Source organism: Maridesulfovibrio sp. (assembly GCF_965230075.1).
GTDB lineage: Bacteria > Desulfobacterota > Desulfovibrionia > Desulfovibrionales > Desulfovibrionaceae > Maridesulfovibrio.
In genome coordinates this window covers 3,118,876-3,143,277 of sequence record NZ_OZ245945.1, presented here as the reverse complement: position 1 = coordinate 3,143,277, position 24,402 = coordinate 3,118,876, and the positions used below count along the sequence as shown (strand labels likewise).

Here is a 24,402-nt window from a genome sequence, read left to right as displayed (position 1 = left end):
AATGTATATGCGGTGCGGGGGACAATCAAGCAGCAAATTTTTTAGTGTGTTGATTATTCTTCCAGTTGTTTGATGGCCTTCTCGAGTTTATCCATCCATCGCTGGGCGAAAACATCAAATTCACCTATTCCTTTTGCCACTGGTACAGTTTCAATACCGCGGGAAGCGACGATGTTCATCCATGAGTCTTTCTGTTCTCCGGCCATATCTTTTTTTACATGGTTCCCGGCTCCGAAGAGCAGGGGCAGCAAGTAAGCTTTTTTTATCCCGGATTCTTTGATGCGATCACTGATTTCTTCGATGCCGCCTTCAGCATTTAGTTTGCCGAGGTAGGCGTTCTCATCTTTTGCTTCCAGCACTTCCTTGAATTTATCGTAGAGGGAGTTTCCGCTGTCGGAATATTTGGAACCATGGGCAACGAGTATCAAAGCTTCATTTTGCGGATCACGCTCTTCCAGCAGGTTGAGGATGATGTCGGATATTTCATCGATTTCCTGATCATTGGTCAGCAGCGGTTCGCCCACTACTGCTTTTTCAAATTCAATTTCGCCTTTTTCGACCCTGCCCAGTAATCTGGTGATGTTGGTGAATTCAGTGCCGGGAATGACATGCAGGGACTGGACTACAACATGGGTAAATCCTTCAACTGATAAATTTTCCAAATTCTGCTTCACTGTAGGCAGTTTCTGGCCCTTTTCGCGAAGCTTTTTGAGCACATGCCCTGAAGTGAAAGCACTGTAAACAGGGATGTCCGGATGGGCCTCTTTAGCCATCTTCAAAATATTGCCCATAGCTGAACTGGCGGCTCTGTTTTTTGATCCGTGTGCTGCAAAAAGGATGGCTTTTTTCATCTGGTAAATTCCTGCGCTGTAAGTTGTCTTTCTCGTGAACTCGCATGCATAGCAGACAAAGCCCACAGAGAAAAGTTTTTCCTGTGGGCTTGGAAAATTGTGCTTTGTGGTTTGTTGCTAATCTGAGGTGTCCATGTGTGAAGCAATTAGGGTTTCCGTATCCACCACAAGGGCATCGTGTTCACCCATCATGCCGAAGCCGAGAATGGGGAGTTTATAGATGGAATTCACGGGCAGGGTGAATCCGGTAACCACGGCTTTTTGCTGCCGCAGGACTTCATCAACCATAATTGCGGCAACAGTATCGCCCAGTTTTACCAAAATAACCTTTGGGATAACATCATCGGTTGGCGCTGGGAGGTCAAAAACCTTGTACATGCGGATCAGAGGACGGACTTTGCCTCGCACGGAAACGGTCTCACGGCCGTCAGGCAGGTCGGTGAATTCGTTTTCCACCGGCTCGTAAACTTCAAGTACTTCCCGGCTGGGAAAGATGAATGTTTCCGGTCCTACAGTGGTTACAAGGGCATCCACAATGCCTTCATTCACTGAGCGGCTTAAGGGAATTGCGATGGTAAAGGTAGAGCCTTCGCCCAGTTCACTGGTGATGGATATCTTGCCGTCCAAGGTGTTTTGGATGGCAGTAACCACCGCGTCCATGCCTACACCGCGCCCGGAAATATCTGTGACTGCACTGGCAGTGGAGAATCCGGACTGGAGGATGAATTCGTAAATTTCTTCCTTGGCGTATTCCTTATCAGGATCGGCTATGCCGCGTTCAAGGGCTTTGCTGAGTAAAATATCGGCATCCAGACCCTTACCGTCATCGGAAATTTCAATGTAAGCGAATTCGCCTTTGCGGTAAGCGTTCAGGTGGACATTACCCATTTCGTCCTTGCCGCACATCTGACGGTCTTCGGTGGATTCAACGCCATGGTCAAGGGCGTTACGCAGCAGGTGGACCAGTGGTTCGTTAAGGCATTCCACAATAGTTTTATCAAGGGCCAGCTCTTCACCGGTAATGGTGAATTTGATGCGTTTGTCGAGCTTCTGGGATGTTGATTTAACCAGCCTGTGCATGGGCATGAAAATTTGTTTCAGAGGCACCAGCCTGATTTCATCTACTTCCGATTGCAGGTTGCGGATGACTTTATCCAGTTCGGAAAGACTGGATGATATTTTAGAAATGTTGTCTGTCTTGGTTTGGGCGATGACAGCGTAGGTAACCATTAGTTTGCCCACCAGTTCAATCAATGAATCCAGCTGCTGGGTGGATACTCGGATGGATGAAATAGCTTGCGCGTCTTTTTTCTTTGCAGGTGGGGCTGGAACTTTGGTGCTTTGCTCTTCCTCTGTAATTTGTTTTGCGGCTGCGGCAACCGGCTCTGGTTCAATTGTTTTATCCTGTTCGGTTGGCAGTTCCGGTTGTTTCGCTTCTGCTTCAACAGGTGGAGATTCTGTCTGACCGTCAATTTTCTCCCAGCCTTCGTCTTCGGCGGGAGTTTCTCCGGTCATGGCCAGCATCTCGGCCATCATTTCTTCTTCATACTTGTCGGGAGCACTGGCGAGCGCTTCGGTGGACGTAATGTCACAAGCTGGTTCTGTTTCTTTCTTCGATTCAATCGGAGCGCCGCCCTGATCGAGCAGGCCGCCTATGCAGTAGAAGAATTTTTTTTGTGCTTCGGCAATATCAAGCAGGGAGGTAATCAGGTCCGGAGTGATAGGAGTTATGCCGTCACTCAGCATATCCATCAGGGCGATAATCTGAGCCGACCTCATCTGGGCATTATCAAGCCCCAGTGCCTGCAAAATATCATTAATATCACCGGAACCGTGTTCAAGGCTGATGATTGATTCTTGAAGCTGGCTAATGCAACTGGAAATACTGTCCTTCATTTTCCTCAAACTCCAGTGTTATCCAAGAAGCTTTCCCTGCTTTCAAATACCGTGAGGTAGCGCTGGAAGCCCCATGAATAAAAAGTACTCGTGCAGTGGCTGTTCATGCCGGTAATGCCTATATCACAACTTTCGGAATATGAGGCTATCAATTCGAAAAATGCTGAGCCGACGGACATGGTGATTCCGAAATCGAAAAGAACCCTGTTTTCGCCGTCAATTGATTGCATGCTTTCTTCTACCATTTTCAATTGTTCGGAGCTGTATATTCTGGTGACTTTGAGGTTAAATATCGATGCATCGGGAAGTTTCTCCACCTCAATGGGATTGATGCCTGATTCGTCTGCTGCTCCTGCTTTCTGCCCCTCTCCGGATAGTCGGGTTTCAATATCATCGGTGAGAGCTTGGTCAAAACTGCCGGATTCACGCAGCTGTTCGATAAGCATGAAGATTGTATTGACGGATTCAATGGCGAGCGCAATCTGCATGAGATCATGCTCAACTTCTCCGGCCTGCATTTTTTTCAGGTAATCTTCAACCTTGTGGGTAAAAGTGGATGCCGGTTCGAAACCGGACATGAATCCGGTGACACCTTTGATCGTATGCAACGGGCGTGAGAGCACCTCGATGCCTTCCTCAATGCGTTGTTCATCAAGGAGGTCGATTCCTTCAAGTACTTGTGGATAGTACTTGTCATTTACTTCGGAAAAGAATTCTTCAATAAGAGAATCGTCTTCACTCATCAGTTGTGCTCCATCTGCCGGAAATATCTATTTATTCATCAGCCCGATTTTTTTAAGCTCTTCATAGAGCTTTTCCCTTTCCACTGGTTTGACGATGAATGCGGAGGCCTCAACATCGTGGAAAGATCGGATTACTGTTTTGGGATCGTCCAGTGCCGTAGTCATGACGACTTTGCAGTACCGGGTTATCCCCTTTTCTTTTTCAAAGCTTCTTATTTCCTCAAGGGCGGAAAGTCCGTCCTGTTTTGGCATCATGATATCCATAAGTATTAAACTGTATGGATCTCCTTCTTCATAGGCCAGTTTGTATGCTTCAACCGCCTCCTGACCATTTACCGCGACATCAATCACGAAAAGTGGGGCCAGAAAGGTCGAGAGCAGTTTTCGCCCTACAAATTCATCCTCTGCAATCAGCGCACGCATTAAAGCCTCCGTGAAAATAAATATCCTCTGAAATCATTACATATCATTTTTTTTAAATCAATCAAATGTACTTGTTAATATTCTGCTTTTTGTTGCGCTTAAACTTGCTTCAGGTCCAGCCCTTGCAAACTTGCAAAAGGTTGGGTACCCAGTACGCCATGGAAAGACAGAGAACACCTCAAAGAGAAGCAAGGGTCAGGGAAGTCCTGGCAAAACGCCAGAAGGATTTTACCCTCATTATCGATAATGTCTGGGATCCCCACAATGTTTCGGCCATCCTCAGGAGCTGTGACGCCTTCGGCATTTACGGCATACATTTATACTATACTGTATCACAGTGGCCCGAACTTGCAAAAAAATCTTCCGCATCCGGCAAGAAATGGGTTGAACGCACCAAGCATACTGATCCGGTAAAGATGGTCGGTGGATTGCGTGAACAGGGATATCAGGTAGTTAGGACCGGATTTTCCGAAACCGCAAAGCCGCTTATGGATTTTGACTTCAGCAAGCCTTCTGCTGTGATCCTGAGCAATGAACACAGCGGAACTGCCCCGGAACTTGCGGAACTGGTACCCGATGAAGTCTACATTCCCATGCAGGGCATGATCCAGAGCTTCAACGTCTCCGTTGCCGCAGCACTGATTCTTTATCATGGATTTTCTCAGCGTTTTGCCAAAGGCATGTACGACAATCCTTCTTTTTCACCAGAAGAGATGGAAAAGCTTACTGCCGAATGGCTTGCTAGATAGCTGATAAAGCACCTTTTCAGCTATTTGATGCTAAGGTGTTCTGCCAGCTCCGTCCATTTGCGTTCAGCATCCTGCCAGAGCATGGCCAGATCCTTTCCAAAGAGGACGTTCAGGTCATGCTCGCTGTATTTGCTTTCCAGTTTTATCTTGTTTCCGAAGACCTGAGCCATGGAACGTACATTACTTGCCTTGGCAAGGCTTGAGTGCTGGATATGGCCGATGCGCAGTTGGCCGGCATAAATATGCTCATAGCCGCTAAGGGCTGCACGCAGGTCCCGTTCGAGGTCATCGAATTGAGTCGGGTTGAAACGTACATCGAAATCACCGCACTGGTGGATCGCTTCCATATTCAACATGTGGCAGCAGCCGGAGACGTGCATTGCCGGACGGGTGTATGAAAACTGCCCGTAATCAAAACCGTTTCGGCAGCTGTCAAAGACCATGATTCGTTCGGTCAGCCCTTCAATTTGTGAAGTCCCGTTTCCCGGGGGAAAGAGATGGTAGTCCGCCGACTGTAATGATCTTGGTGTTCCGGTGGACGTTATTCTGCAGCCCACAGCTCCGGGATTGCCGTAATTTTGTGCGGTTGCCAGTAGTTCTTCCAACCAGTTAGGTTCCAGTTCCACATCATCATCCAGAAACACGGCCCATTTGGCCTTGCGTACTTTCGGTTCTGCCAGAAGCCAGTTTCGTGCTGCCGGAGCACCTACATTTACCTGTAGATGGATCGGCTTGTAGCAATCCTTGCGGAAAAGGTATTGCGAGTCATTGACCACCTGTCCGGTGCTGTCGTCAGAACCGTTATTCAAGGCGAATACCCGAGCATTGCCGATCTTTGATGCTGCTACATTCTTCAGTGTGTTTTCAATCAACTGCCCGTTGTTCCATGAATAGAGCAGGATTGCGACTTCCTCTGAGTTCACAAGGGCGTCTGAGGTGTCGACCGGGTTGAGCAAGCTATGGAGTTTTTGCCCCCAGTTTAAGTTCCAGATATTGCTTTTCCAGAGTTCTGCCAGCATTGCTGTGCCTTCATCTGTCTGTCCGGCTCGGAGCAGCAGTTCACTGCGCATATAATCAAGCCACAGGGACCAGATGTCGTGGTCCAGTTCCTCCAGATTCCGCAAAGTCTCTTCTGTTGAGCTGTATAAAAAATTATACTGTGCTTTAAGTCTCTGTTTAAGTTGGATTAAGTCTTCGCTCCAGTTGACCAGCTCAAGAGCTGTGCGCGGGAGTTCCGCATTGCCCATGCGCAGGAGGGTGTCCCAGGAGTGAGTCAACCAGCTTAAGCCGTCCTGTCCCCGCAGCAGTGGGAAAAGGTGGCGGATGATCAGGGCATGGTCCCCGGCTTGTAGGAGATTGTCGAGGTCTTGGAGGGGGATTTCTGATACCGGGGTGTTTATCAGTATCTGTAATATTTTTATCAGCCCAACGGAGCATGAAGTGTCGTTTAAACCCATGCACTTCACTGCAGCAGAGCGGTCAAGCGGGTTTTGTTGCCATGCCAGCAGGGAAAGTCCGGCGCTAACGTTCGCAAACATGGGATTGCCGGATGAAAGGTGTTGAAAAACGTTGATTAATCCGTTTTGGTGGGAAAATTCTTCAGTTCCCATGACCCAGAGGGGGACTGAATTCCTGACTGCAGAAAGAAAGGATTCAACCTTTTCAGCTTCTAAATTGTGAGTAGCAGCAACCATTTGTCATCTCCATTTATTCATATACTGACAGGTTCTTGTATTATGCCAAACGGATGATAAAGTCATGCAGCTTCTGCTGTCTCTAGTGTAGTTTATCAATAATGATATTCTTGGCACTGTAAAAGATACTGGACATAAGGCACAAAGTTGGTATTAATAATCGCTCCGTGTGCTGTAATGCGTTTTTTTGGAGTAAAACAGGTATGAGTGAGCAGGAAGCTGTAAATATTATCAGAACCGGTGGGGTACTGGTTTATCCTACGGAAACCCTTTTTGCCATTGGCGCGGATGCCATGGATGAAAGGGCTGCGAATCGTGTCGCCCGTATTAAGGGGCGTCCGGTGTCCAAGCCGTTACCTTTGATTATCGGCAGTATTGATCAGCTTGATCTTGTCACTGAATCTGTTTCCTTCGAATTGCTCAAGCTGACCAGACAATTCTGGCCCGGCCCGCTTTCAATTTTGGTCAAGGCCCGGGAAGAGCTTCCTTCAGCAGTTAAGGATTCCCGGGGATATACTTCTGTGCGTTGGACCGAGCACCCCCGTGCAGCAGAGCTGTGCCTTAAAGCCCGTACTCCGCTAATTGCGACTAGTGCGAACATGAGTGGTAAGCCCGGGACCGGTGTTGCTGAAGAGTTGGATGAAGAGCTGACCATTATGGTGGAGGGTGTATATACCCCTGAACCCGGTCCTAAAGGCGGCGAACCCTCAACTGTTGTGGAACCCCTTGCAGACAATAAAATTAAAGTGTTCCGCTATGGCGTGGTCACGCGTGACCAGCTGACAAGTGCCGGATTTGTGATTGTGGATTAGATTTTATTTTAAATAGATTTTTGTAGGCCTGTTCTTTTTTAAGGACAGGTCTTTTTTTATTTGAGTGGTAAAAAATATTTTACCCCCGATCCCCAATTTTAGGCTTAGCTTTCTGTCAGGTAAAAAAACTTGTACCAATATGGGGTGTCTTCGATTTGTAGTTCTTTTTGATTTAAGTATTGTATTTCAGTGTGTTACTTGAGTTTGTGTGGCTGTTTAAAGTTTTGGCACGGCGGTTGCTAGATAAATATTACCTTCAAACTTTTGCTGAACATAATGCTGAAATAGGCCTCGTCGGAATTGACCGACGGGGCCTTTTTCATTTCAGGGTGAAATTGGTGGGTAATGAAATTTTATGCACTGCCCCTTTTGATATTGGGCAGATGGGAATATTTATTTGCACTGTTCGTTACGGGGATTAAGTCCGGTAAAAAATATTTTACCCCCGATCTCCAATTTTAGGCTTAGCTTTTTGTCAGGTAAAAAAACTTGTACCAATATGGAGTGTCTTCGATTTGTAGTATTTTTTGATTTAAGTATTGTATTTCAGTGTCTTGTTTGAGTTTGTGAGGCTGTTTAAAGCTTTGGCACGGCGGTTGCTAGATAAATATTACCTTCAAACTTTTGCTGAACAAAATGCTGAAATAGGCCTCGTCGGAATTGACCGACGGGGCCTTTTTCATTTCAGGGTGAAATTGGTGGGTAATGAAATTTTATGCACTGCCCCTTTTGATATTGGGCAGATGGGAATATTTATTTGGACTGTTCGTTATGGGGATTAAGTCCGGTAAAAAATATTTTACCCCCGATCTCCAATTTTAGGCTTAGCTTTCTGTCAGGTAAAAAAACTTGTACCAATATGGAGTGTCTTCGATTTGTAGTGCTTTTTGATTTAAGTATTGTATTTCAGTGTCTTGTTTGAGTTTGTGTGGTTGTTAAAAGCTTTGGCACGGCGGTTGCTAGATAAATATTACCTTCAAACTTTTGCTGAACAAAATGCTGAAATTGGCCCCGACGGAACTTCCGACGGGGCCTTTTTCATTTTGCTGGATAGCTTTGAGAAGTGTTGTGTGGTTATTCTGAACATTTTGTTTCCAGAATTCTTTTCACCTGATTAAGGGATATTCCTGATTGTATTGGCACGGAAGCTTTACTGCCGAGTGGTTGGGAGTACAGATTGAAAGTTTTGCCGTCATCAGTTTTGATTCCGTATGTCATGCCTTGTGGCGTGAAGTAGGCAAGCAGGCGCGGAAGGCCTCCGATGACCGCTGAAGGAGGCAGTTTTTGACATTTACCTATTTGGGAGGGCAGGTCATCAGGCCACTGGTTGGAGGCTATAGCCGGAACCGCAGCAACTAGAAGCATGGTCACAGCAAGAATAATAGCTCGTGTGCGCATTGTTTTGTCCTCTGTTTAGATAGTTGGAAGGATACCCTGTTACAGGGATTTGCTTCAGTAGGGATACTGTTGATTATCACGGCAGCTGTTCAGGCGCAAACAATCGAGATTTGAAAATGAAAAGGCGGTAAAAAATATTTTACCCCCGATCCCGGATTCGAGTGTTGTTTTGTAGATGGGTAAAAGTTTTTGTACTGTTTGGTGGGTTGGTCGGTTATGTGGTTTTTGTGGTCTTGTTCATTTATTTCGAATACTTAAGTTGGAAGTGTGGTCTGTTTTGAATTTTGGCACGCCCGTTGCTGTATAGATATTACCTTCATTCTTTTGCTGAGAAAATGCTGAAACGGGCCTCGTTGGATTTTACCAACGGGGCCTTTTTCATTGTTACGGGAGATGGCTATTAATATTGTCTTGGTCTCTAAGAGTCCTCTTGAGCGCCGATACGGTTCTGAAACGCTGTTTTACTGCGGTTGGCGCAGTTGAAGTGGGTAGGTAAAATATTTTGAACCGAACGGGTGATGTTACAAAGGTGGACTTTAAGAAAAAAATGTGGATTCTCTTGTAATGAAATTCCATTCGGGGTATTTATAGGAACTGATAGTCATTTGTTTCTTATGTATAAAAGTTAATATATTTGTAGTAGATTAAAGAAAGGCTGTTTTTAATGCTCGGATCAAAACCGTGTCCCCATTGCGGAAAAGATGTTGTACTTTACCGTAATCCTGTCCCCACTGTTGATGTTGTAATTTATGATCCTATCCTCGGAGTTGTGCTTATTGAGCGTAACAATCCTCCTCTGGGCTGGGCTTTACCCGGAGGATTCGTTGATTACGGGGAAACTCTTGAACATGCCGCCGTACGCGAGGCAAAGGAAGAGACCGGACTGGAGGTGGTTCTGACCGGGGTGGTTGGGGTCTATTCCATGCCCTGCCGTGACGATCGCCAGCACACCATCAGCGTTACCTATAGCGCGGTGACAAGCGATGCTTCGGCTTTGCAGGCCGGGGACGATGCCGGAGGGGCGGGCTTTTTCAAGCTGGACAATTTGCCGGATCTTGTTTTCGACCATCTCGATATCCTTAGTGATTTTTCTTCCAAGCTGATCCGTTTGCAGGATCATGCTGCTGTGGGCAATAAAAAATAATAAGCTGAAAATGAAGGGAGTCTGACCAGTGCACGACGTTCTTTATGTTACATCTGAAATGTATCCCTTTTCAAAGACCGGGGGGCTGGGAGATGTTATGGGCGCTTTGCCCCCGGCAATCCATGCCAAAGGGGCCAAAACCGCTGTAATCACCCCCTTTTACGGGCGCATGAATTTAGACGGCCATAAGTTGCGGTTGGTCTATTCCGATCTGCATGTTGGCTACCCTTGGCCGGACACCACTGCGGAGATTTACCAGACTGATTACGATGGTATTTCCGTATACTTTGTTTCCCGTGGTGAATTTTTTGATCGCCGTCACTATTACAACACCCATTACGGCGATTACTTCGACAATTGCGAACGGTTTATATTTTTCTGTAAAGCCGTGCTCAAGTGGGCACGCTTGCTTCCGTCGCCCCCGGCGGTAATTCACTCACATGACTGGCAGTCCGCATTGGTGCCGCCCTATTTGTATTTTGAGCGGTTAACGGATTCTTTCTGGAAGAACACAAAGACTGTGACTACCATCCACAACCTTGCCTTTCAGGGCCGTTTTTCCGAGAGGCTTTTTCATGAGTCCGACCTTCCTGCCGAAGCATGGACCATGCACGGTGCCGAGTTTTACGGTGACTTGAACATGCTCAAAGCGAGTATTGCCTACAGCGATGCGGTGACTACAGTCAGCCCTTCTTATGCAAATGAAATTTTGGGCCCTGAATTCGGTTGCGGTCTGGAAGGGTTTCTGAATAACCAATCCCACAAGCTGCACGGTATTCTCAACGGGGCTGACTATTCCATATGGGACCCCGGCAACGATAAGTTCCTGCCCTGTTGTTACAGCGCAGAAGATATCCGCGGTAAGCAGGAATGTAAGAGAAGTATGCTGCGTGATTTTTACATGTCCGATCAGTTGGAAGATAAGCCAGTCCTTGGTTTTATCGGCCGTTTACGGGGGCAGAAGGGCATTGATCTGCTTATTGACATCCTGCCTAGGCTGATGGAGAAGGATGTAGGTGTGATTGTTCTCGGTGAGGGAGATCTTGGGTATGAAGCGCAGTTGCTGGAATTTATGGAGGAATATCACGGGCAGTTTTGCGTGCAGGTGGGCTATACCGAAGATCTTGCCCACGGAATTCAAGCCGGGTCTGATATTTTTCTCATGCCTTCACGCTATGAACCCTGCGGCCTGACCCAGATTTATGCCCTGCGTTTCGGCACTCCCCCAGTTGCCACAGCCGTGGGCGGATTGCGTGATACCATTACTCCGTATCCGGCGACTGATGCCACTGGATTTACCTTTGAGAAACCGGATGCAGACCAGTTTTATGAAGCGGTTATGCAGGCCGTGGAAGCCTGGCATGACCGTAAAGAGTGGCAGAAAATGGTGAAGCGGGCCATGCTCAAGGAGTTCACATGGGATCGCTCTGCAGGTGAATATATAAAATTATATCGCGAGCTGGGAGCCAGATTGTAAGGCCATACCCCACGGATTCAAAAATTTATACCGGCTGTTGAATTTACGGATAACTGCTGCAAACCAGAGGATTGAGCCCTGATGCCAGAAACTTTACCTGTCTACATAGCCCCTTTTGATCTTTTCCTGTTCGGTAAAGGGGAACACTGGGATTTATACCGTATACTCGGAGCGCATTTTGACCTGCAGGAAGGTCAGGAAGGGTACCGTTTTGCGGTCTGGGCACCTAATGCCCGTGAAATTTTTGTTACCGGTGATTTTAACGGCTGGGACAACCGGGTCAACAAGCTCATGCCTGTGGGCGTTTCCGGTATCTGGGCCGGATTCATTCCCGGTGTGAAGCCCGGTCAGATGTATAAATATCATGTGATCCAGAGTGATGGTCATGAGGTGACCAAGACTGACCCGCTTGCTTTTCGCACTGAAATGCGTCCCGGCCATGCGGCTGTTACCTGGGGGCTTGATAATTACGAATGGCAGGATGAAAATTGGATGTCAGATCGGCGCCAGACAGGTCTGCCATTGGACCAGCCTATATCTGTTTACGAAGTCCATCTTGGATCGTGGCGCAGGGAAGGCTGGGATTACCGTTCCTACCGCCAGCTTACAGATGAGTTGATTCCCTACGCCAAGGATATGGGCTTCACCCATATCGAACTGATGCCCATTGCCGAGCATCCCCTTGATGAGTCGTGGGGATACCAGACCACTCATTACTATTCGCCTACATCGCGGCACGGAACCCCGGATGACCTGCGTTATTTTATAGACCAGTGCCATCAGGCCGGATTGGGAGTAATCCTTGATTGGGTTCCGGGGCATTTCCCCAAGGATGACTGGGGACTGGGCCGCTTTGATGGAACTGCCTTGTACGAGCATGCTGACGCCCGCAAGGGGGAACATCCGGACTGGGGAACATACATTTTTAATTTTGGTCGTCATGAGGTCTGCAACTTTCTGCTGGCCAATGCTCTCTATTGGCTCAAGGAATTTCATATTGACGGGCTGCGCATAGATGCCGTGGCCTCCATGCTTTACCTAGATTATTCCCGGCGTGATGGGGAGTGGATTCCCAACGAGCATGGCGGCAATGAGAATATCGAGGCCATTGAGCTGCTGAAGAAGTTAAATGCTGTAGTTCACGAGCAATTCCCCGGTGCCATGATGATTGCCGAGGAATCAACCTCATGGCCCGGTGTGTCCCGTCCGGTTTACACCGGCGGCCTCGGTTTCACTTTCAAGTGGAATATGGGGTGGATGAACGACACCCTTGATTATATGGAAAAGAGTCCCATCCACCGTTCGTATCATCACAACAATCTGACCTTTTCCATGATCTATGCTTTCAGCGAGAACTTTTTCCTGCCCCTCTCACACGACGAGGTGGTGCATGGCAAAGGTGCACTACTTTCCAAAATGCCCGGCGACATGTGGCAGCAGATGGCCAATCTGAGGCTGCTTTTCAGTTATCAATGGGCGCATCCGGGCAAGAATCTGCTCTTTATGGGCTGTGAGTTCGGGCAGTGGAATGAATGGAATTGCCGTAAGGAGCTTGATTGGACTTTGCTCGGTTTCCCGTCCCATCAGGGATTGCGCAACACAGTTATCGACTTGAACCGGGTTATGCACGAGAATCCGGCCATGTACAAGCACGACACTGATTGGGCCGGTTTCGAGTGGGTGGATTTCAACGATTACAAGTCCTCGACCATAAGTTTTCTGCGCAAGAGTGAAGGGGAGAGTCCCGTGCTCTGGGTGTTCAATTTTACCCCGGTGGTGCGTTCCAATTATTGTCTCGGTTGTCCGCAGGATGGAAACTGGGAGGAAATTTTCAATTCCGATGCTGAAATTTATGGCGGTTCCAACGTGGGCAATGTCGGCAAGGTTGAGGCCCGCAAGGCCGGAGATCTGGGCGCTTTCCCATATTATCTGGAACTGACTCTGCCGCCCCTCGGAGCTATTGCTTTAAGACCAAAGCAGGAGTAGTTTGCCTCCGGCGGCCCTGCCGGGGCCTTAAACCCTATTGAAAAAAAGGTTTAAGAATCCCAAAATTTTTTGTCGGGGCTTCGTCGCTTCGCGCGTGAATTGTTGCTAAATACAAGGCCGCAATATGTATCAAGATATTGCGGTTGTTTTTTTTGAAAGTCGGTCTGTGAGCTATATGCGAAGCAAACTGAAAAGTTTTGAAGGGATGGGGTCTGGGGAAGGAAAACTTTTCCCAAAAGTTTCCCTTCCCCAGCCGCCGGAGGCAAATTATTATGAAAAAAAATATATGTATTACTCTTGGTGATCCTAATGGATTGGGACCTGAACTGGCTTGCCGTCTGCTAGCTGAGCGTCCGGCTGACCGTGCTTATTTGATGATTGGACCGGAGAACGGTCTGGTTTATCATTTGGAAAGGTTGGGACTGGAAAAATTTTATACTGTGCTGGATGATCCGGAACAGATTATTGATGCAGAACCGGGCTACTACCTGTACTGCCCGAAAGTATTGGACGATTTTGAACTGAAAGTCGGTCAGGCCGATCCTGAGGGTGGCCGTTGCGCCGGGGAAGCCATGGAAACAGCCATGGACTTGCTGAACAGGAAAGTGCTGTCCGGGTTGGTTACCTGTCCTTTGAATAAGGCCATGCTGCAACTGGCCGGGTTTGATTTTCCGGGTCATACTGAATTCTTGGCAACCCGTTCCGGCGTAGGGCGGGAGAATGTCTGCATGCATCTGGGCGGCCCGAAGCTTAAGGTCAGCCTTGTTACCACCCATCCCCGTTTTGTGGATATTGAAGGACTGGTCACCAAGGAGCGTATTCTACGTTGTATCGAACTCACCGACGGTCTGGTTAAATCATTGGGACTTACTAAGCCAATAGCTGTTTGCGGGCTGAATCCCCATGCCGGGGAATCCGGGCGTATCGGTGATGAAGAGATCACGGTCATCGAACCTGCCATTGCCGAAGCACGGGCTAAGGGGTTTGATGTGGAAGGACCGTTTCCGGGTGATACTGTTTTTTATTTTGCAGCTCAGGGTGACTATAGCGCAGTGCTGGCTATGTACCATGATCAGGGCTTGGCACCGCTTAAACTGCTGCACTTCAGCGAAGCGGTAAACATCACTCTCGGGTTGCCGTTTCCGCGCACCTCGCCGGACCATGGCACAGGCTATGACATAACCGGAACAGGCAAAGCATCTCTCGATAGTTTCAAGGCAGCTATGAAATGCGCTGAAATGATGGTTGATGCTTAGTTAGGTGAAAATTGTATTTCCAGCCCGTAAGCTTTTGAGCTTGCGGGCTTTTTTGGCGTCAAAATTTGGTGGATTATTATCTATAGATTCAGTGGTGTCTGTTTTTGTGTTGGACTGGAACTCGCAGTTAGGATAGAGTTGGCTGGAGTTATTTTTGAACTCACAGTGAGTAGTTATGTCATTTCTGTGATTTTAAATGGAGAGCATTAGCATGAGCTGGGTATCAAAAAGTTTATTAAGAGTGATCCTGTTACCAATTATCATACCAATTTTGGCTGGAATTGGTGGTCTTGTTTTTTATGTTCAGAATTCTTCCTACAAAATGGTTCTTGATAACTCGATGGAGTCAGCCAGCAGTCAGGCGGCCATTATAGCTTCCTCCCTTGATCTGTTTGTTACTGATACTGTGGCGGTGGTTAAAAGCCTTGCCGAACAGGAGGCAGTAAAGGATTTGTTGGAGAATAAATCTTCTGATGTTGGAAAGTTGTTTAAGGAGACCATGCGCAACAATGAAGTGATCTGGGCTGTATTGGCCTTTGATCGCAATGGTAAAGTTTTATCGGGAATAGATAGTAAGGGTAGTTTTCTTGACGGACTTGATATCAGTTCGCGTGATTACGTAAAAGCCATATTGAAAGGTGAAGACACCTATATAACCGAGTCTGTTTTTAGGTCCAAAACTGACAAGAGTTTGCTTTTCGGAGCCAGCTCAGCAGTTAAGGATGCTCAAGGGCGCGTTCTGGGTGGTATTGCGGTTTTTGGTGACTGGCTGAAATTTACCGATCGTTTTGTACGTCCTGTTGTTGTTGGCACTGAAGGGTACGGTGTGGTTACTGATGCCAGAGGGCAGGTTCTTTATCATCCTGTGCCTAAATTGATTATGAAAGATTTGAGTAAGTACGATTTTATGAAGAGGGCCCTTTCTGCGCAAAATGGGAAAGAGTTTTATGATTGGCAGGGCCGCAGTAAGGCCATGATTTTCAAGACTGATCCCAAGACAGGTTGGCTGGTAATGCTCACAGCCTATGAGAGTGATCTGGCTTCAGCAGCCGTCATGCAACGTAATGTTCTGATTGCTGTAGGGGGAATGATTATTCTGGTCGTGTGCGGCATTGTGTATTTCTCGGTGCGCAGGCTGGTCATTACTCCTGTCAGCGGCGGAATGCATGTGGCCGGGAAGATGGCTTCGGGAGATCTTACTGATTCCGTTACAAGTGATTCACCCAATGAGATTGGTAAGCTGATGCGTTCACTGGGAAGTATGATCTCATCCTTGCGCGGAGTTGTTGTCGGTGTGAAATCTGCTGCGGAGCAGGTTGCCGCAGGCAGTGAGGAGGTTTCCGCTTCCGCCCAGCACCTTTCCGCGGGGGCTACTGAACAGGCTGCTTCGGTGGAGGAAGTATCTGCTTCCATCGCCCAGATGACCGGCAATATTTCAAAGAATACAGAACTCGCCGAAGAGACCCGGGAAATAGCAGTTAAAACTGCCCGTGAAGCTGTGAATGGCGGGCAGGCTGTTTCTCAGACTGTGGTTGCAATGCAGGATATTGCCGAGAAAACTTCCATAATTGAGGAAATCGCTCGCCAGACCAACCTTCTGGCCCTGAATGCCGCTATTGAGGCCGCCAGAGCGGGGGAGCACGGCAAAGGATTTGCCGTGGTCGCTTCAGAAGTACGCAAGCTTGCGGAAAGAAGCGGCGTAGCTGCCGGGGAGATTCGGGAGTTGACTGGATCGAGTCTGCAGGTTGCTGAACGCGCTAAACAGGTATTGGATTCTATGATTACGGACATCAACCGCAACGAGGAGCTTGTCGGTGAAGTTGCTGCGGCCAGCCGTGAGCAATATGAGGGTGGTCAGCAGATTTCAAAGGCTATTACTCAGCTCGACGAGGTCATTCAGCGTAATGCTGCTTTTGCGGAAGAGCTGTCTTCTACATCGGAAGAGTTATCTGCGCAGGCGGTAAAGCTTCAGGATACAATGCAATTCTTTATTGTCCCTGACGATGGCTCTCACTTCTCACCTGTTTTACGGAGAGATGATACTAATATTCCGGCATTGGAGCCCGGTGATGGTTTCGAGCGCATGTGAGGCTGACAAACAGTAAAAAAGACTTATCTTATAATAAGACATCATTTTCGATGAGTTAACCGGGAGGAGGTAACGGGGCTTCTTTTGAGAGGCCCGAATGGTCACAATCCTGTTTTCCGATTTGCGGGAAGGCGGCTGCAAAGACACTGATGTCGACAGTCGCATATATCAGGTTGTCCACTCTGGCTGTAGTACTTTGGAGTGTAGAGTCTGCTGTTGATTTTCCGGTATGTGTCCGGTTCAAACAATGGACTGAAGCAGTAGTTCTTTCGTGATGTGGAAAGTGACTGGCAATCTCCTCCTGTTCACATAAATATCCGGTTGTGGTTAGATTGAAATGCGGCACCTTGTGCCGCATTTCTTTTTTACTATTTGTCCTTGCCCAACTAACTGAAAAGGTACATATTTATCTAAATCAAATCTGGAGTTCATATATGTTTGTCGGCCGTTTCAAAATTTTAATTGCCATAACAATGCTCCTGCTGGGTCTCAGTGTTGGTAGCGCCAGTGCCGATAACGTTGTCTATCTCAGTTCTCTTGAGTGGCCTCCATATGTTGGGCAGCGTCTTCCTGAAAACGGAACCAGTGCCAGAATTATTCGGAAAGCCTTTGAGGCTATGGGGTACGAATTAAAGATTCTGTTCCTGCCTTGGAAAAGATCAATGCGTATGGTGGAAGCTGATTTTCGGGTAGTGGGCTACTTCCCGGAATACTATTCCAATGAAAGGGCCGAAAAATATATTTTTTCAAAAAGTTACGGCTGTAGTCCAATAAGCCTCCTGGAACGTAAAAGTAAACCGATTCGCTGGGGAACGGTTGATGATCTGGCCGGACTTCGGGTGGGGTTTGTGGCCGGGTACGTAAATACTCCTGAATTGGATGAGGCTGTTGCCAACGGTACTATCAATGCAGATTTTGCCCCTTCTGATAAAAATAACATAATGAAAGTCATCAAGGGCAGGGTCGATTGTGCCGTGGTCGATCCTTTGGTCTACAGTTATTTGGCTGTAACTGATAACGAAGTTGGAAAGCTTAGTGATACTGTCCAGATAGAACCCAGAGCCTTTGGTGTGAATGAGTTGTTTGTAGCATTCCGAAAAGATGAGCAGGGGCGCTTCTATTCCCGTATTTTGAATGAGGGCTTGAGTAAAATCGGTATTACAGGTGTATGCGAACAACACGATTAAAGGTATCCTGATGTCAGTAAATGAAATTTCTTCCTTTAGTTTTGAGAAACCCGCACTTCACCTTTTATCTTTGTTGCTTGGCACACAGAATGATGTCTCGGATCTGACGGTTCCGTCTGATTTCGGGTTGCTCAAGTTTAAAGGCATGGACCTTTTGCAGGAGCGGGGGCAAATCCCTCAGCTGGAGTTGGATTTTGAACTTGAAGGCGGAAGTTTTCGCGCTGTTTATTTCGGCCATGTCTCTCCGTTTAAGCTGGGTAGTATTCAGTTCATTCTGGAAGGGAAGCCAGAAATAAGGCATGTGTTTTCAGATGCAGGGAAAGTCAATATTCCAATGCAGGCTGCCGCACAGGTTGCGGAACTTCCTCCCGGATTGGATTGGAACATTGTTGCCGGGAGTCTTTCCTTGTGGCGGGCTTGTTGCGGCTTGCCGAATGGCTGTGATCCGTCTCTGGGTAAATATTTCAATAAAATGAAAACAGTTTCCCGCTATCAGTGGGAGAATGCCCGCTATGAAATTAATGAAAATGAACTCCTTGAGGAATGGTCTACGTGTGTTACAGATGCAGTTGGTCATGAGGTGATGCTTCTTTTTGTTATAAAAAACGGACTGATCTCTGCATTGAAATATTGATTTGTTGTATTGTCAGGCTAACGTATACTGTAAAAAAGATTGTACATATTGTATCAATACTTCCTTTGTTGTCTCCTGTGTAGGGAGATAGAACCAAACTTGACTTAAGCTTAGCACGCAGTTACATCTTGCCCTCTTTTTTAGCTTGAGGGGAGGATGTGAATAAAATAAATTTTATGGGCGAATTTAAAGATTCCGCCCTTGAAGAATCGTTTCAAAATGAGAAGTGGACTTCAGTCAGGTTCAGATTTCTTTTTTTGTATTTCGTTACTATAGTTACATACCTTGCGGGTGGTTATAGCGATTACGCTGATCTTGGTTTTGGGTCTGAATTTCATACTATTTTGGTGGGGAGAGTGTGCGCATGTCTTTTGGGCGTATTAGCATTTATCCTGCTTTTAACCGACAAAGCCCGACTAAAGGTGCAATACCTTTTCATGGCTTTGTGTATGTTTTCACTTCTGGCAGCTGAATCATTGGAATTGATGGTTAAATTTACAGATATCGGTTCGCTTAGTGTGCCCGTAACTGTTTTTATTGTTTTGGCTTACTATATCCTTTTGCCGTTACGCATCATTCCACCATTCATTGCGGCTGTTTGCGGATCTGTGATTTATCTGACTGCTTTATCAGTTGTTCTTCCTGTTCATTCAGGAACTTTTGTAAATTCTACAATTTACCTGTTTTTAGCCAATGCCTTCGGTGCTTTTTTTCTTTACTCTTTCGGCAGGTCTTCGCGCCGGGAGTATGCAGCGATGGAAGACTTGAAAAAGCTGGTAGCTGTCGATGAGCTTACTGGAGTATACAGTCGCCGCAAGGTTCTTGAGGCCGGGGATTGTCTTTTTAAGTCTGCACGCCGTTTTGATAATAAGTTGTCAGTGCTGATGATGGATATTGACCATTTCAAGAGGGTCAACGACGAGTACGGGCACTATGTAGGTGATGAGGTTCTCAAGGAAACAGCTAAGCGCTGCAGCGAAGTCCTTCGGGAAGTAGATCATTTCGGTCGTCTTGGGGGAGAAGAGTTTTTGGTAATTCTTCCTCATTCAGGAGTGCATGACGGGATAAAGGTGGCCGAGAGGCTTCGTTCCAGTATCCGTGAGCAGATGTTTCAGGTTGGTGAAGCCTATTTAGCCGTGTCAGTCAGTATCGGGGTGGCGGAGCTACGCGGTCATGAAGATTTTAAAAATTTGATTCAAGAAGCAGATGAACAGCTATACCGGGCCAAGAAGTGTGGGCGGGATCTGGTCTCTCCGGCGAGGTTCAAGATTGTTAAACAGACGCAAATAGGTTGAGTTTATGACAATGAAGAAAGGGGAAGAGCGGTGCTCTTCCCCTTTTTATTTTATCTGGTAAGTTTTCTGTATTTGATGCGGTGAGGCTGGTCAGCGTCTTTGCCCAATCTTTTTTTGCGGTCTTCTTCGTATTCGGAGTATGATCCTTCGTAGTAGTATACGGAAGAATCTCCTTCAAAGGCGAGGATGTGGGTGGCGATGCGGTCAAGGAACCAGCGGTCGTGAGAAATAACCAGCACGCAGCCACCGAAGTTGTTCAGACCTTCTTCCAGCGCACGCATGGTGTTTACATCAAGGTCGTTGGTCGGTTCGTCAAGAAGAAGTACGTTGCCGCCTTCCTGAAGCATGAGTGCAAGGTGGACGCGGTTACGTTCACCACCGGAAAGAACTTTGCATTTTTTCTGCTGTTCGGAGCCGGTGAGGTTGAACTTACCAACATAGGCACGGGCATTGATTTCCCGGTCGCCGAGTTTGACGAATTCGTTTCCGCCGGAGATTACGTCGTAGACGGATTTCTCAGGATCAAGGGCGTCGCGGTGCTGGTCAACGTGGGTGACCTGTACGGTTTCACCGATGACAACTTCACCTTCATCAGGCTGCTCTTGTCCGCTGATCATTTTGAACATGGTGGTTTTACCGGCGCCGTTGGGGCCGATGATACCGACGATGGCACCGGCAGGGATCATGAAACTGGTATCTTCGAGGAGCAGCTTCTCTCCGGCCTGCTTGCGCACACCTTTAAGTTCGATAACCTGCTTACCGAGGCGCGGTCCCGGCGGGATGTAGAGTTCCAGGTCGCGTGAGTATTCGTCGCTCTGCTGGTTGGCAAGGGATTCGTACGCGCTGATACGGGCCTTACTCTTGGAACGTCTGCCCTTGGGGGACATGCGGATCCATTCCAGCTCGCGGGCGAGGGTCTTGCGGCGCTTCTCGTCGGACTTGGCTTCGTTAGCCAGACGTTTTTCCTTTTGCTCCAGCCAGGAAGAGTAGTTGCCTTTCCAAGGGATACCCCGGCCGCGGTCCAGTTCCAGAATCCATCCGGCGACATTGTCGAGAAAGTAACGGTCGTGGGTTACGGCGATAATGGTTCCGGCGTAATTCTGGAGGTGTCTTTCCAGCCATGCAACGGATTCTGCGTCAAGGTGGTTGGTAGGTTCGTCAAGCAGCAGGATGTCCGGTTCCTGAAGAAGCAGGCGGCAAAGGGCCACGCGGCGTTTTTCACCACCGGAGATTACGGAAACCGGAGTGTCTCCGGGGGGGCAGCGCAGGGCATCCATTGCCATCTCAAGGCGGGAGTCGAGGTCCCACGCTCCGCAGTTGTCCATCTGTTCCTGAACCTTGGCCTGACGCTCAAGCAGGGCGTCCATTTCTTCCGGCTCCATGGGTTCAGCAAACTGGGCGTTGATCTCGTTGAATTCATTTACGAGGGCCACTACGTCCGCAGCGCCTTCTTCAACAACTTCACGAACAGTGCGGGTTTCATCTACCAGCGGTTCCTGCTCAAGGTAACCGATGGTGAAGCCGGGGGAAATATGGGTTTCACCTTCAAAGCTGTCATCAACTCCGGCCAGAATTTTCAGGAGCGAACTTTTACCGGAACCGTTAAGGCCCAGAACACCAATTTTTGCCCCATAGAAATATGAAAGGGAGATATCTTTAAGAATGGGTTTCTTGTCGTAATACTTACTTACCCGGACCATGGAATATATGATCTTATCAGGTTCGTTGCTCATTTTTATTACCTCTTTGGTTGCTATTTGCTTTTGCGCTTTCCACTTGTGGCAGAAAAAACGCTCTCAGGCAATGGTGGAGTGCGACTGTTAACTTTTCTGCAAAACTTGCCGATAGCTTATATGTAACAATTTTCTAATCGATTCCCGATTGTCTAATTTGTCACATATGTGTTAATGTTTGTGTAACTTTTTTGTCGGTGTAGGTGGTGGGTTCAGTAACGATTTAAATGGGAAGACTGCTTATGAAGGTTAAGAGTATTAATTCCGTTGTCGCTGTCATTGTTTTTGTCCTTATTGCATTAACCATCTCCATCGGGGTCTGGTGGGTTTCAGGCAGCACGTATCAAGCTGTATTTAAAGAACAGAAGAATGCCATGCAGACCATGGTTAATCAGTCAGCAAAAGCCCTCGATCTTTATATGGGCCAGACTTCCGATGTAGTCAGGATCATGGCTAAGGGGGAACCTGCCAAAGAAGCCCTTGAACTTGGCGATACCGGTCCCATCGACGGGTTGCTTAAATCGTTGATTAATTCCTCCAGTGACTATTGGGCTGCCTTTCTCTTTGATAGAAACGGTAAGGTTGTTGCCGGGTATAATGCCAAGGGAAAAAATATGGCCGGTGCGGACCGTTCTTCCCGCGGATACGTTAAAAAGATTCTTTCCGGTACTGAATTCTACATTCAGGATAATATCCTTGTTTCCAAAAGTGGCGGTGGAATTTTAATTTTCGCTATTGCCCATGCTGTGCGCGATAATTCCGGCAAAGTTGTCGGCGGTATCGGTGTTTTCCCTAAATGGGAAAGATATACCAGCAGCTTCATTGATCCGTTCCGAATTGGTCAGGATGGCTACAGTTTTATGCTGGATAACAAGGGGCGTATCATTGCCCATGCCATGAATAAGGACTTGTACCTTAAAGATCTTTCCAAATATGATTTTGTTCGGACTGTTCTTTCGGAAAAGAATGGTGGAGTGGCCTATGATTGGGAAGGACGTCAAAAGTACATGGTTTTTAAAACCATGCCCGGAACAGGTTGGTCCATCGTGGTTAGTGCCTACGAGGATGATCTGACTGCGGCTGCCAATCACCAGCGTACTGTTCTGCTTGAAGGTGGGCTTGTCGTCATTCTGTTGCTTAGCGGAATCATGGTCTTTATTCTCAAAACGCTTGTCATCAAGCCTGTTGACAGTATCCTTGCATTCTCAACTGAAATTGCAGAAGGCAACCTTAGGGCTGAGTTGAAGGGAACTTATCGGTATGAATTCGAAAATCTCGCCGATAAGATTAATACCATGGTTGCCGAACTCAAGAATAAGCTCGGTTTTTCTGAAGGTGTTCTAAACGGGTTGACCGTTCCATGCGCCATTGTCGATCCTGAGAACAAGATGCTCTGGGTTAATCAGGAAATTTGCACTCTAATTGAAAGTGACCGTTCTCCTGATGCAGTGAAGGGTATTGAAGCTGGAGATTTTTTCTTTAATGATTCCTCCAGAAAGACCATGTCCCACGAAGCGATTGCAACAAACAGCAAAATTGAAAAGGAATTTGAATTCACCACTCATAAGGGTAATGGCAGACATTTATTCGCTTCTGCCACTCCTTTCCATGACATGGATGGAAACATGCTCGGGGCGTTGACTGTAATTGTTGATATGACTGAAATCAGGCAGCAGGCCCTTGAAATTGAGAAGCAGAACGAGCGTATCACCGTTGCCGCTGCTGATGCGGAGCAGATTTCGCAGTCACTTTCCAGTGCGGCTGAAGAGCTTTCCGCCCAGATCGAGCAGTCCAACCGGGGTGCTCAGGAGCAGCGTGACCGGGTGGCTGAAACCTCCACCGCTATGGAAGAAATGAATGCCACCGTGCTTGAGGTTGCCCAGAATGCAGGGCTTGCCGCTGAAGATGCAGATACTGCCCGTGACAAGGCTCAGAACGGTTCGCAGCTGGTGCAGCAGATGATAGAATCTGCGGATGGTGTTCGTTCTCAAGCTGATTCATTGAAAGAATCCATGGAGCAGCTCGGGGTTGAAGCCAAGGAAATTGGTAATGTTCTTGGCGTGATCAATGATATAGCGGATCAGACAAACCTGCTGGCCTTGAATGCCGCTATTGAGGCTGCGCGGGCCGGAGAGGCCGGACGCGGATTTGCGGTTGTTGCTGACGAAGTCCGCAAGCTGGCTGAAAATACCATGTCCGCTACCGGCGAAGTCGGCAATGCCATCTCCAAGATTCAGAATATGACTAAAAAGAATATCTCTGCCACCGAGGATGCTGCGGATTCAGCACAGCGGAGCAGTGAACTTGCTAATGAATCCGGACTGACTCTGGCTGAAATCGTTAAGCTTGTCGTCAATGCCTCGGATCAGGTCCGGGCCATTGCTACTGCTGCGGAACAGCAGTCCGCCACCAGTGAGGAAATCAACAGGGCTACTGAAGATATCAGCAGGATTTCCCTTGAGACCTCGCAGGTTATGAGTGAGTCCGCCAAAGCTGTTCAGGAAGTTTCCGGAATGGCTTCTGAGCTGAATAGAGTTATTGAGGACATCCAGCCTGACAAGTAAATAAGCAGTCATAAAACCCGGAAGCCCTCTTTGTAATAACAAAGGGGGCTTCTTTTTTGCTTGATACATCTTGCAAGCTGCTCTGGGCGCGGTTAAGATTGGAAGCTTAATGGAGATAAATATGAATGATAAACAAAAAGAAGAACTTAAAAATAAAATTCAAACTGAAATTGAAAACCTGACCAAGCAGGTAAAAGAGCTTGAAGAAACCGTGGACCCGGTTAAGCCGGATGCGGCAATAGGCAGGCTTTCCCGCCTTGATACCATGCTTAATCAAGGCATTAACAAGTCATCTATCAGCCAGTCCCGGCAGCGCATTTTGAATCTTGAAGATGCGCTGAATCGTCTGGAAAAGGATTCATTCTTTGGTGAATGTGAAGAGTGCGGCGAGGATATCCCCCTCGCCAGGTTACTGGCTCTGCCGGAAAGCAGGTATTGCGTGTACTGCGCAGAACATCTTGAGGAGTAGCT

19 protein-coding genes are annotated in these 24,402 nt (G+C 47.5%); 12 read left to right on the top strand and 7 right to left on the bottom strand.

The window, feature by feature from the left end; translation table 11 throughout:
- Positions 1–53 precede the first annotated feature (53 nt).
- The 4 genes from ACO05Z_RS14315 to ACO05Z_RS14300 form a co-directional block, all read right to left on the bottom strand.
- Entirely contained in the window at positions 54–851 is a 798-nt protein-coding gene (locus ACO05Z_RS14315) for a sirohydrochlorin cobaltochelatase (protein WP_421902850.1), read from the bottom strand.
- A 117-nt stretch (positions 852–968) separates the two neighbouring features.
- Positions 969–2,747: a chemotaxis protein CheA gene (locus tag ACO05Z_RS14310; RefSeq protein WP_421902849.1), complete on the bottom strand. Its 1,779-nt coding sequence runs from the start codon at positions 2,745–2,747 to the stop codon at positions 969–971.
- 5 nt (positions 2,748–2,752) lie between these two features.
- On the bottom strand, positions 2,753–3,490 hold the full coding sequence (locus ACO05Z_RS14305; protein WP_421902848.1) for a histidine kinase: 738 nt from the start codon (positions 3,488–3,490) through the stop codon (positions 2,753–2,755).
- 27 nt (positions 3,491–3,517) lie between these two features.
- Positions 3,518–3,913 carry a response regulator gene (locus ACO05Z_RS14300; protein ID WP_421902847.1) on the bottom strand — a complete coding sequence of 132 codons (396 nt, stop codon included), beginning with the start codon at positions 3,911–3,913 and terminating at the stop codon, positions 3,518–3,520.
- 158 nt (positions 3,914–4,071) lie between these two features.
- Between ACO05Z_RS14300 and ACO05Z_RS14295 the strand changes: the two genes are divergently transcribed.
- Positions 4,072–4,662, top strand: a complete 591-nt coding sequence (locus ACO05Z_RS14295; protein WP_421902846.1) for a TrmH family RNA methyltransferase — start codon at positions 4,072–4,074, stop codon at positions 4,660–4,662.
- A 20-nt stretch (positions 4,663–4,682) separates the two neighbouring features.
- Here ACO05Z_RS14295 and ACO05Z_RS14290 read toward each other — a convergent pair whose 3' ends face one another.
- On the bottom strand, positions 4,683–6,356 hold the full coding sequence (locus tag ACO05Z_RS14290) for a glycosyltransferase family 2 protein (RefSeq protein WP_421902845.1): 1,674 nt from the start codon (positions 6,354–6,356) through the stop codon (positions 4,683–4,685).
- A 203-nt stretch (positions 6,357–6,559) separates the two neighbouring features.
- Here ACO05Z_RS14290 and ACO05Z_RS14285 point away from each other — a divergent pair, with 203 nt between their 5' ends.
- Positions 6,560–7,168 (top strand): L-threonylcarbamoyladenylate synthase, encoded by a 609-nt coding sequence (locus tag ACO05Z_RS14285; protein WP_421902844.1) that lies wholly within the window; start codon positions 6,560–6,562, stop codon positions 7,166–7,168.
- Positions 7,169–8,242: 1,074 nt separating this feature from the next.
- On the opposite strand, the gene ACO05Z_RS14280 is transcribed toward ACO05Z_RS14285, so the two are convergent.
- A complete protein-coding gene (locus ACO05Z_RS14280; protein ID WP_421902843.1) occupies positions 8,243–8,566 on the bottom strand; it encodes a hypothetical protein in 324 nt (107 codons plus the stop codon).
- A 664-nt stretch (positions 8,567–9,230) separates the two neighbouring features.
- Between ACO05Z_RS14280 and ACO05Z_RS14275 the strand changes: the two genes are divergently transcribed.
- From ACO05Z_RS14275 to ACO05Z_RS14240, 8 genes are all read left to right on the top strand, one after another.
- Positions 9,231–9,710, top strand: coding sequence for an NUDIX domain-containing protein (locus tag ACO05Z_RS14275; protein WP_421902842.1), 480 nt, complete (start codon positions 9,231–9,233; stop codon positions 9,708–9,710).
- A gap of 28 nt (positions 9,711–9,738) precedes the next feature.
- Positions 9,739–11,187: a glycogen synthase GlgA gene (glgA, locus tag ACO05Z_RS14270; protein ID WP_421902841.1), complete on the top strand. Its 1,449-nt coding sequence runs from the start codon at positions 9,739–9,741 to the stop codon at positions 11,185–11,187.
- An 81-nt stretch (positions 11,188–11,268) separates the two neighbouring features.
- Positions 11,269–13,173, top strand: a complete 1,905-nt coding sequence (gene glgB, locus ACO05Z_RS14265; protein ID WP_421902840.1) for a 1,4-alpha-glucan branching protein GlgB — start codon at positions 11,269–11,271, stop codon at positions 13,171–13,173.
- Positions 13,174–13,445: 272 nt separating this feature from the next.
- The gene (gene pdxA / locus ACO05Z_RS14260; protein WP_421902839.1) at positions 13,446–14,429 is read left to right on the top strand and encodes a 4-hydroxythreonine-4-phosphate dehydrogenase PdxA; all 984 of its coding nucleotides are present in this window, start codon (positions 13,446–13,448) and stop codon (positions 14,427–14,429) included.
- 211 nt (positions 14,430–14,640) lie between these two features.
- Complete coding sequence (locus ACO05Z_RS14255) at positions 14,641–16,518, top strand: methyl-accepting chemotaxis protein (protein WP_421902838.1); 1,878 nt, start codon at positions 14,641–14,643, stop codon at positions 16,516–16,518.
- 434 nt (positions 16,519–16,952) lie between these two features.
- Positions 16,953–17,705, top strand: coding sequence for a substrate-binding periplasmic protein (locus tag ACO05Z_RS14250; protein WP_421902837.1), 753 nt, complete (start codon positions 16,953–16,955; stop codon positions 17,703–17,705).
- Between the two features lie 10 nt (positions 17,706–17,715).
- Positions 17,716–18,339, top strand: a complete 624-nt coding sequence (locus tag ACO05Z_RS14245; RefSeq protein ID WP_421902836.1) for a hypothetical protein — start codon at positions 17,716–17,718, stop codon at positions 18,337–18,339.
- Between the two features lie 158 nt (positions 18,340–18,497).
- Complete coding sequence (locus ACO05Z_RS14240; RefSeq protein ID WP_421902835.1) at positions 18,498–19,634, top strand: GGDEF domain-containing protein; 1,137 nt, start codon at positions 18,498–18,500, stop codon at positions 19,632–19,634.
- A gap of 50 nt (positions 19,635–19,684) precedes the next feature.
- On the opposite strand, the gene ettA is transcribed toward ACO05Z_RS14240, so the two are convergent.
- Positions 19,685–21,367 (bottom strand): energy-dependent translational throttle protein EttA, encoded by a 1,683-nt coding sequence (gene ettA / locus ACO05Z_RS14235; protein WP_421902834.1) that lies wholly within the window; start codon positions 21,365–21,367, stop codon positions 19,685–19,687.
- A 242-nt stretch (positions 21,368–21,609) separates the two neighbouring features.
- On the opposite strand from ettA, the gene ACO05Z_RS14230 reads away from it, so the two are divergent.
- A complete protein-coding gene (locus ACO05Z_RS14230) occupies positions 21,610–23,931 on the top strand; it encodes a methyl-accepting chemotaxis protein (RefSeq protein WP_421902833.1) in 2,322 nt (773 codons plus the stop codon).
- Positions 23,932–24,052: 121 nt separating this feature from the next.
- Complete coding sequence (locus tag ACO05Z_RS14225; protein ID WP_421902832.1) at positions 24,053–24,400, top strand: TraR/DksA family transcriptional regulator; 348 nt, start codon at positions 24,053–24,055, stop codon at positions 24,398–24,400.
- The last annotated feature ends 2 nt before the right edge of the window (positions 24,401–24,402 follow it).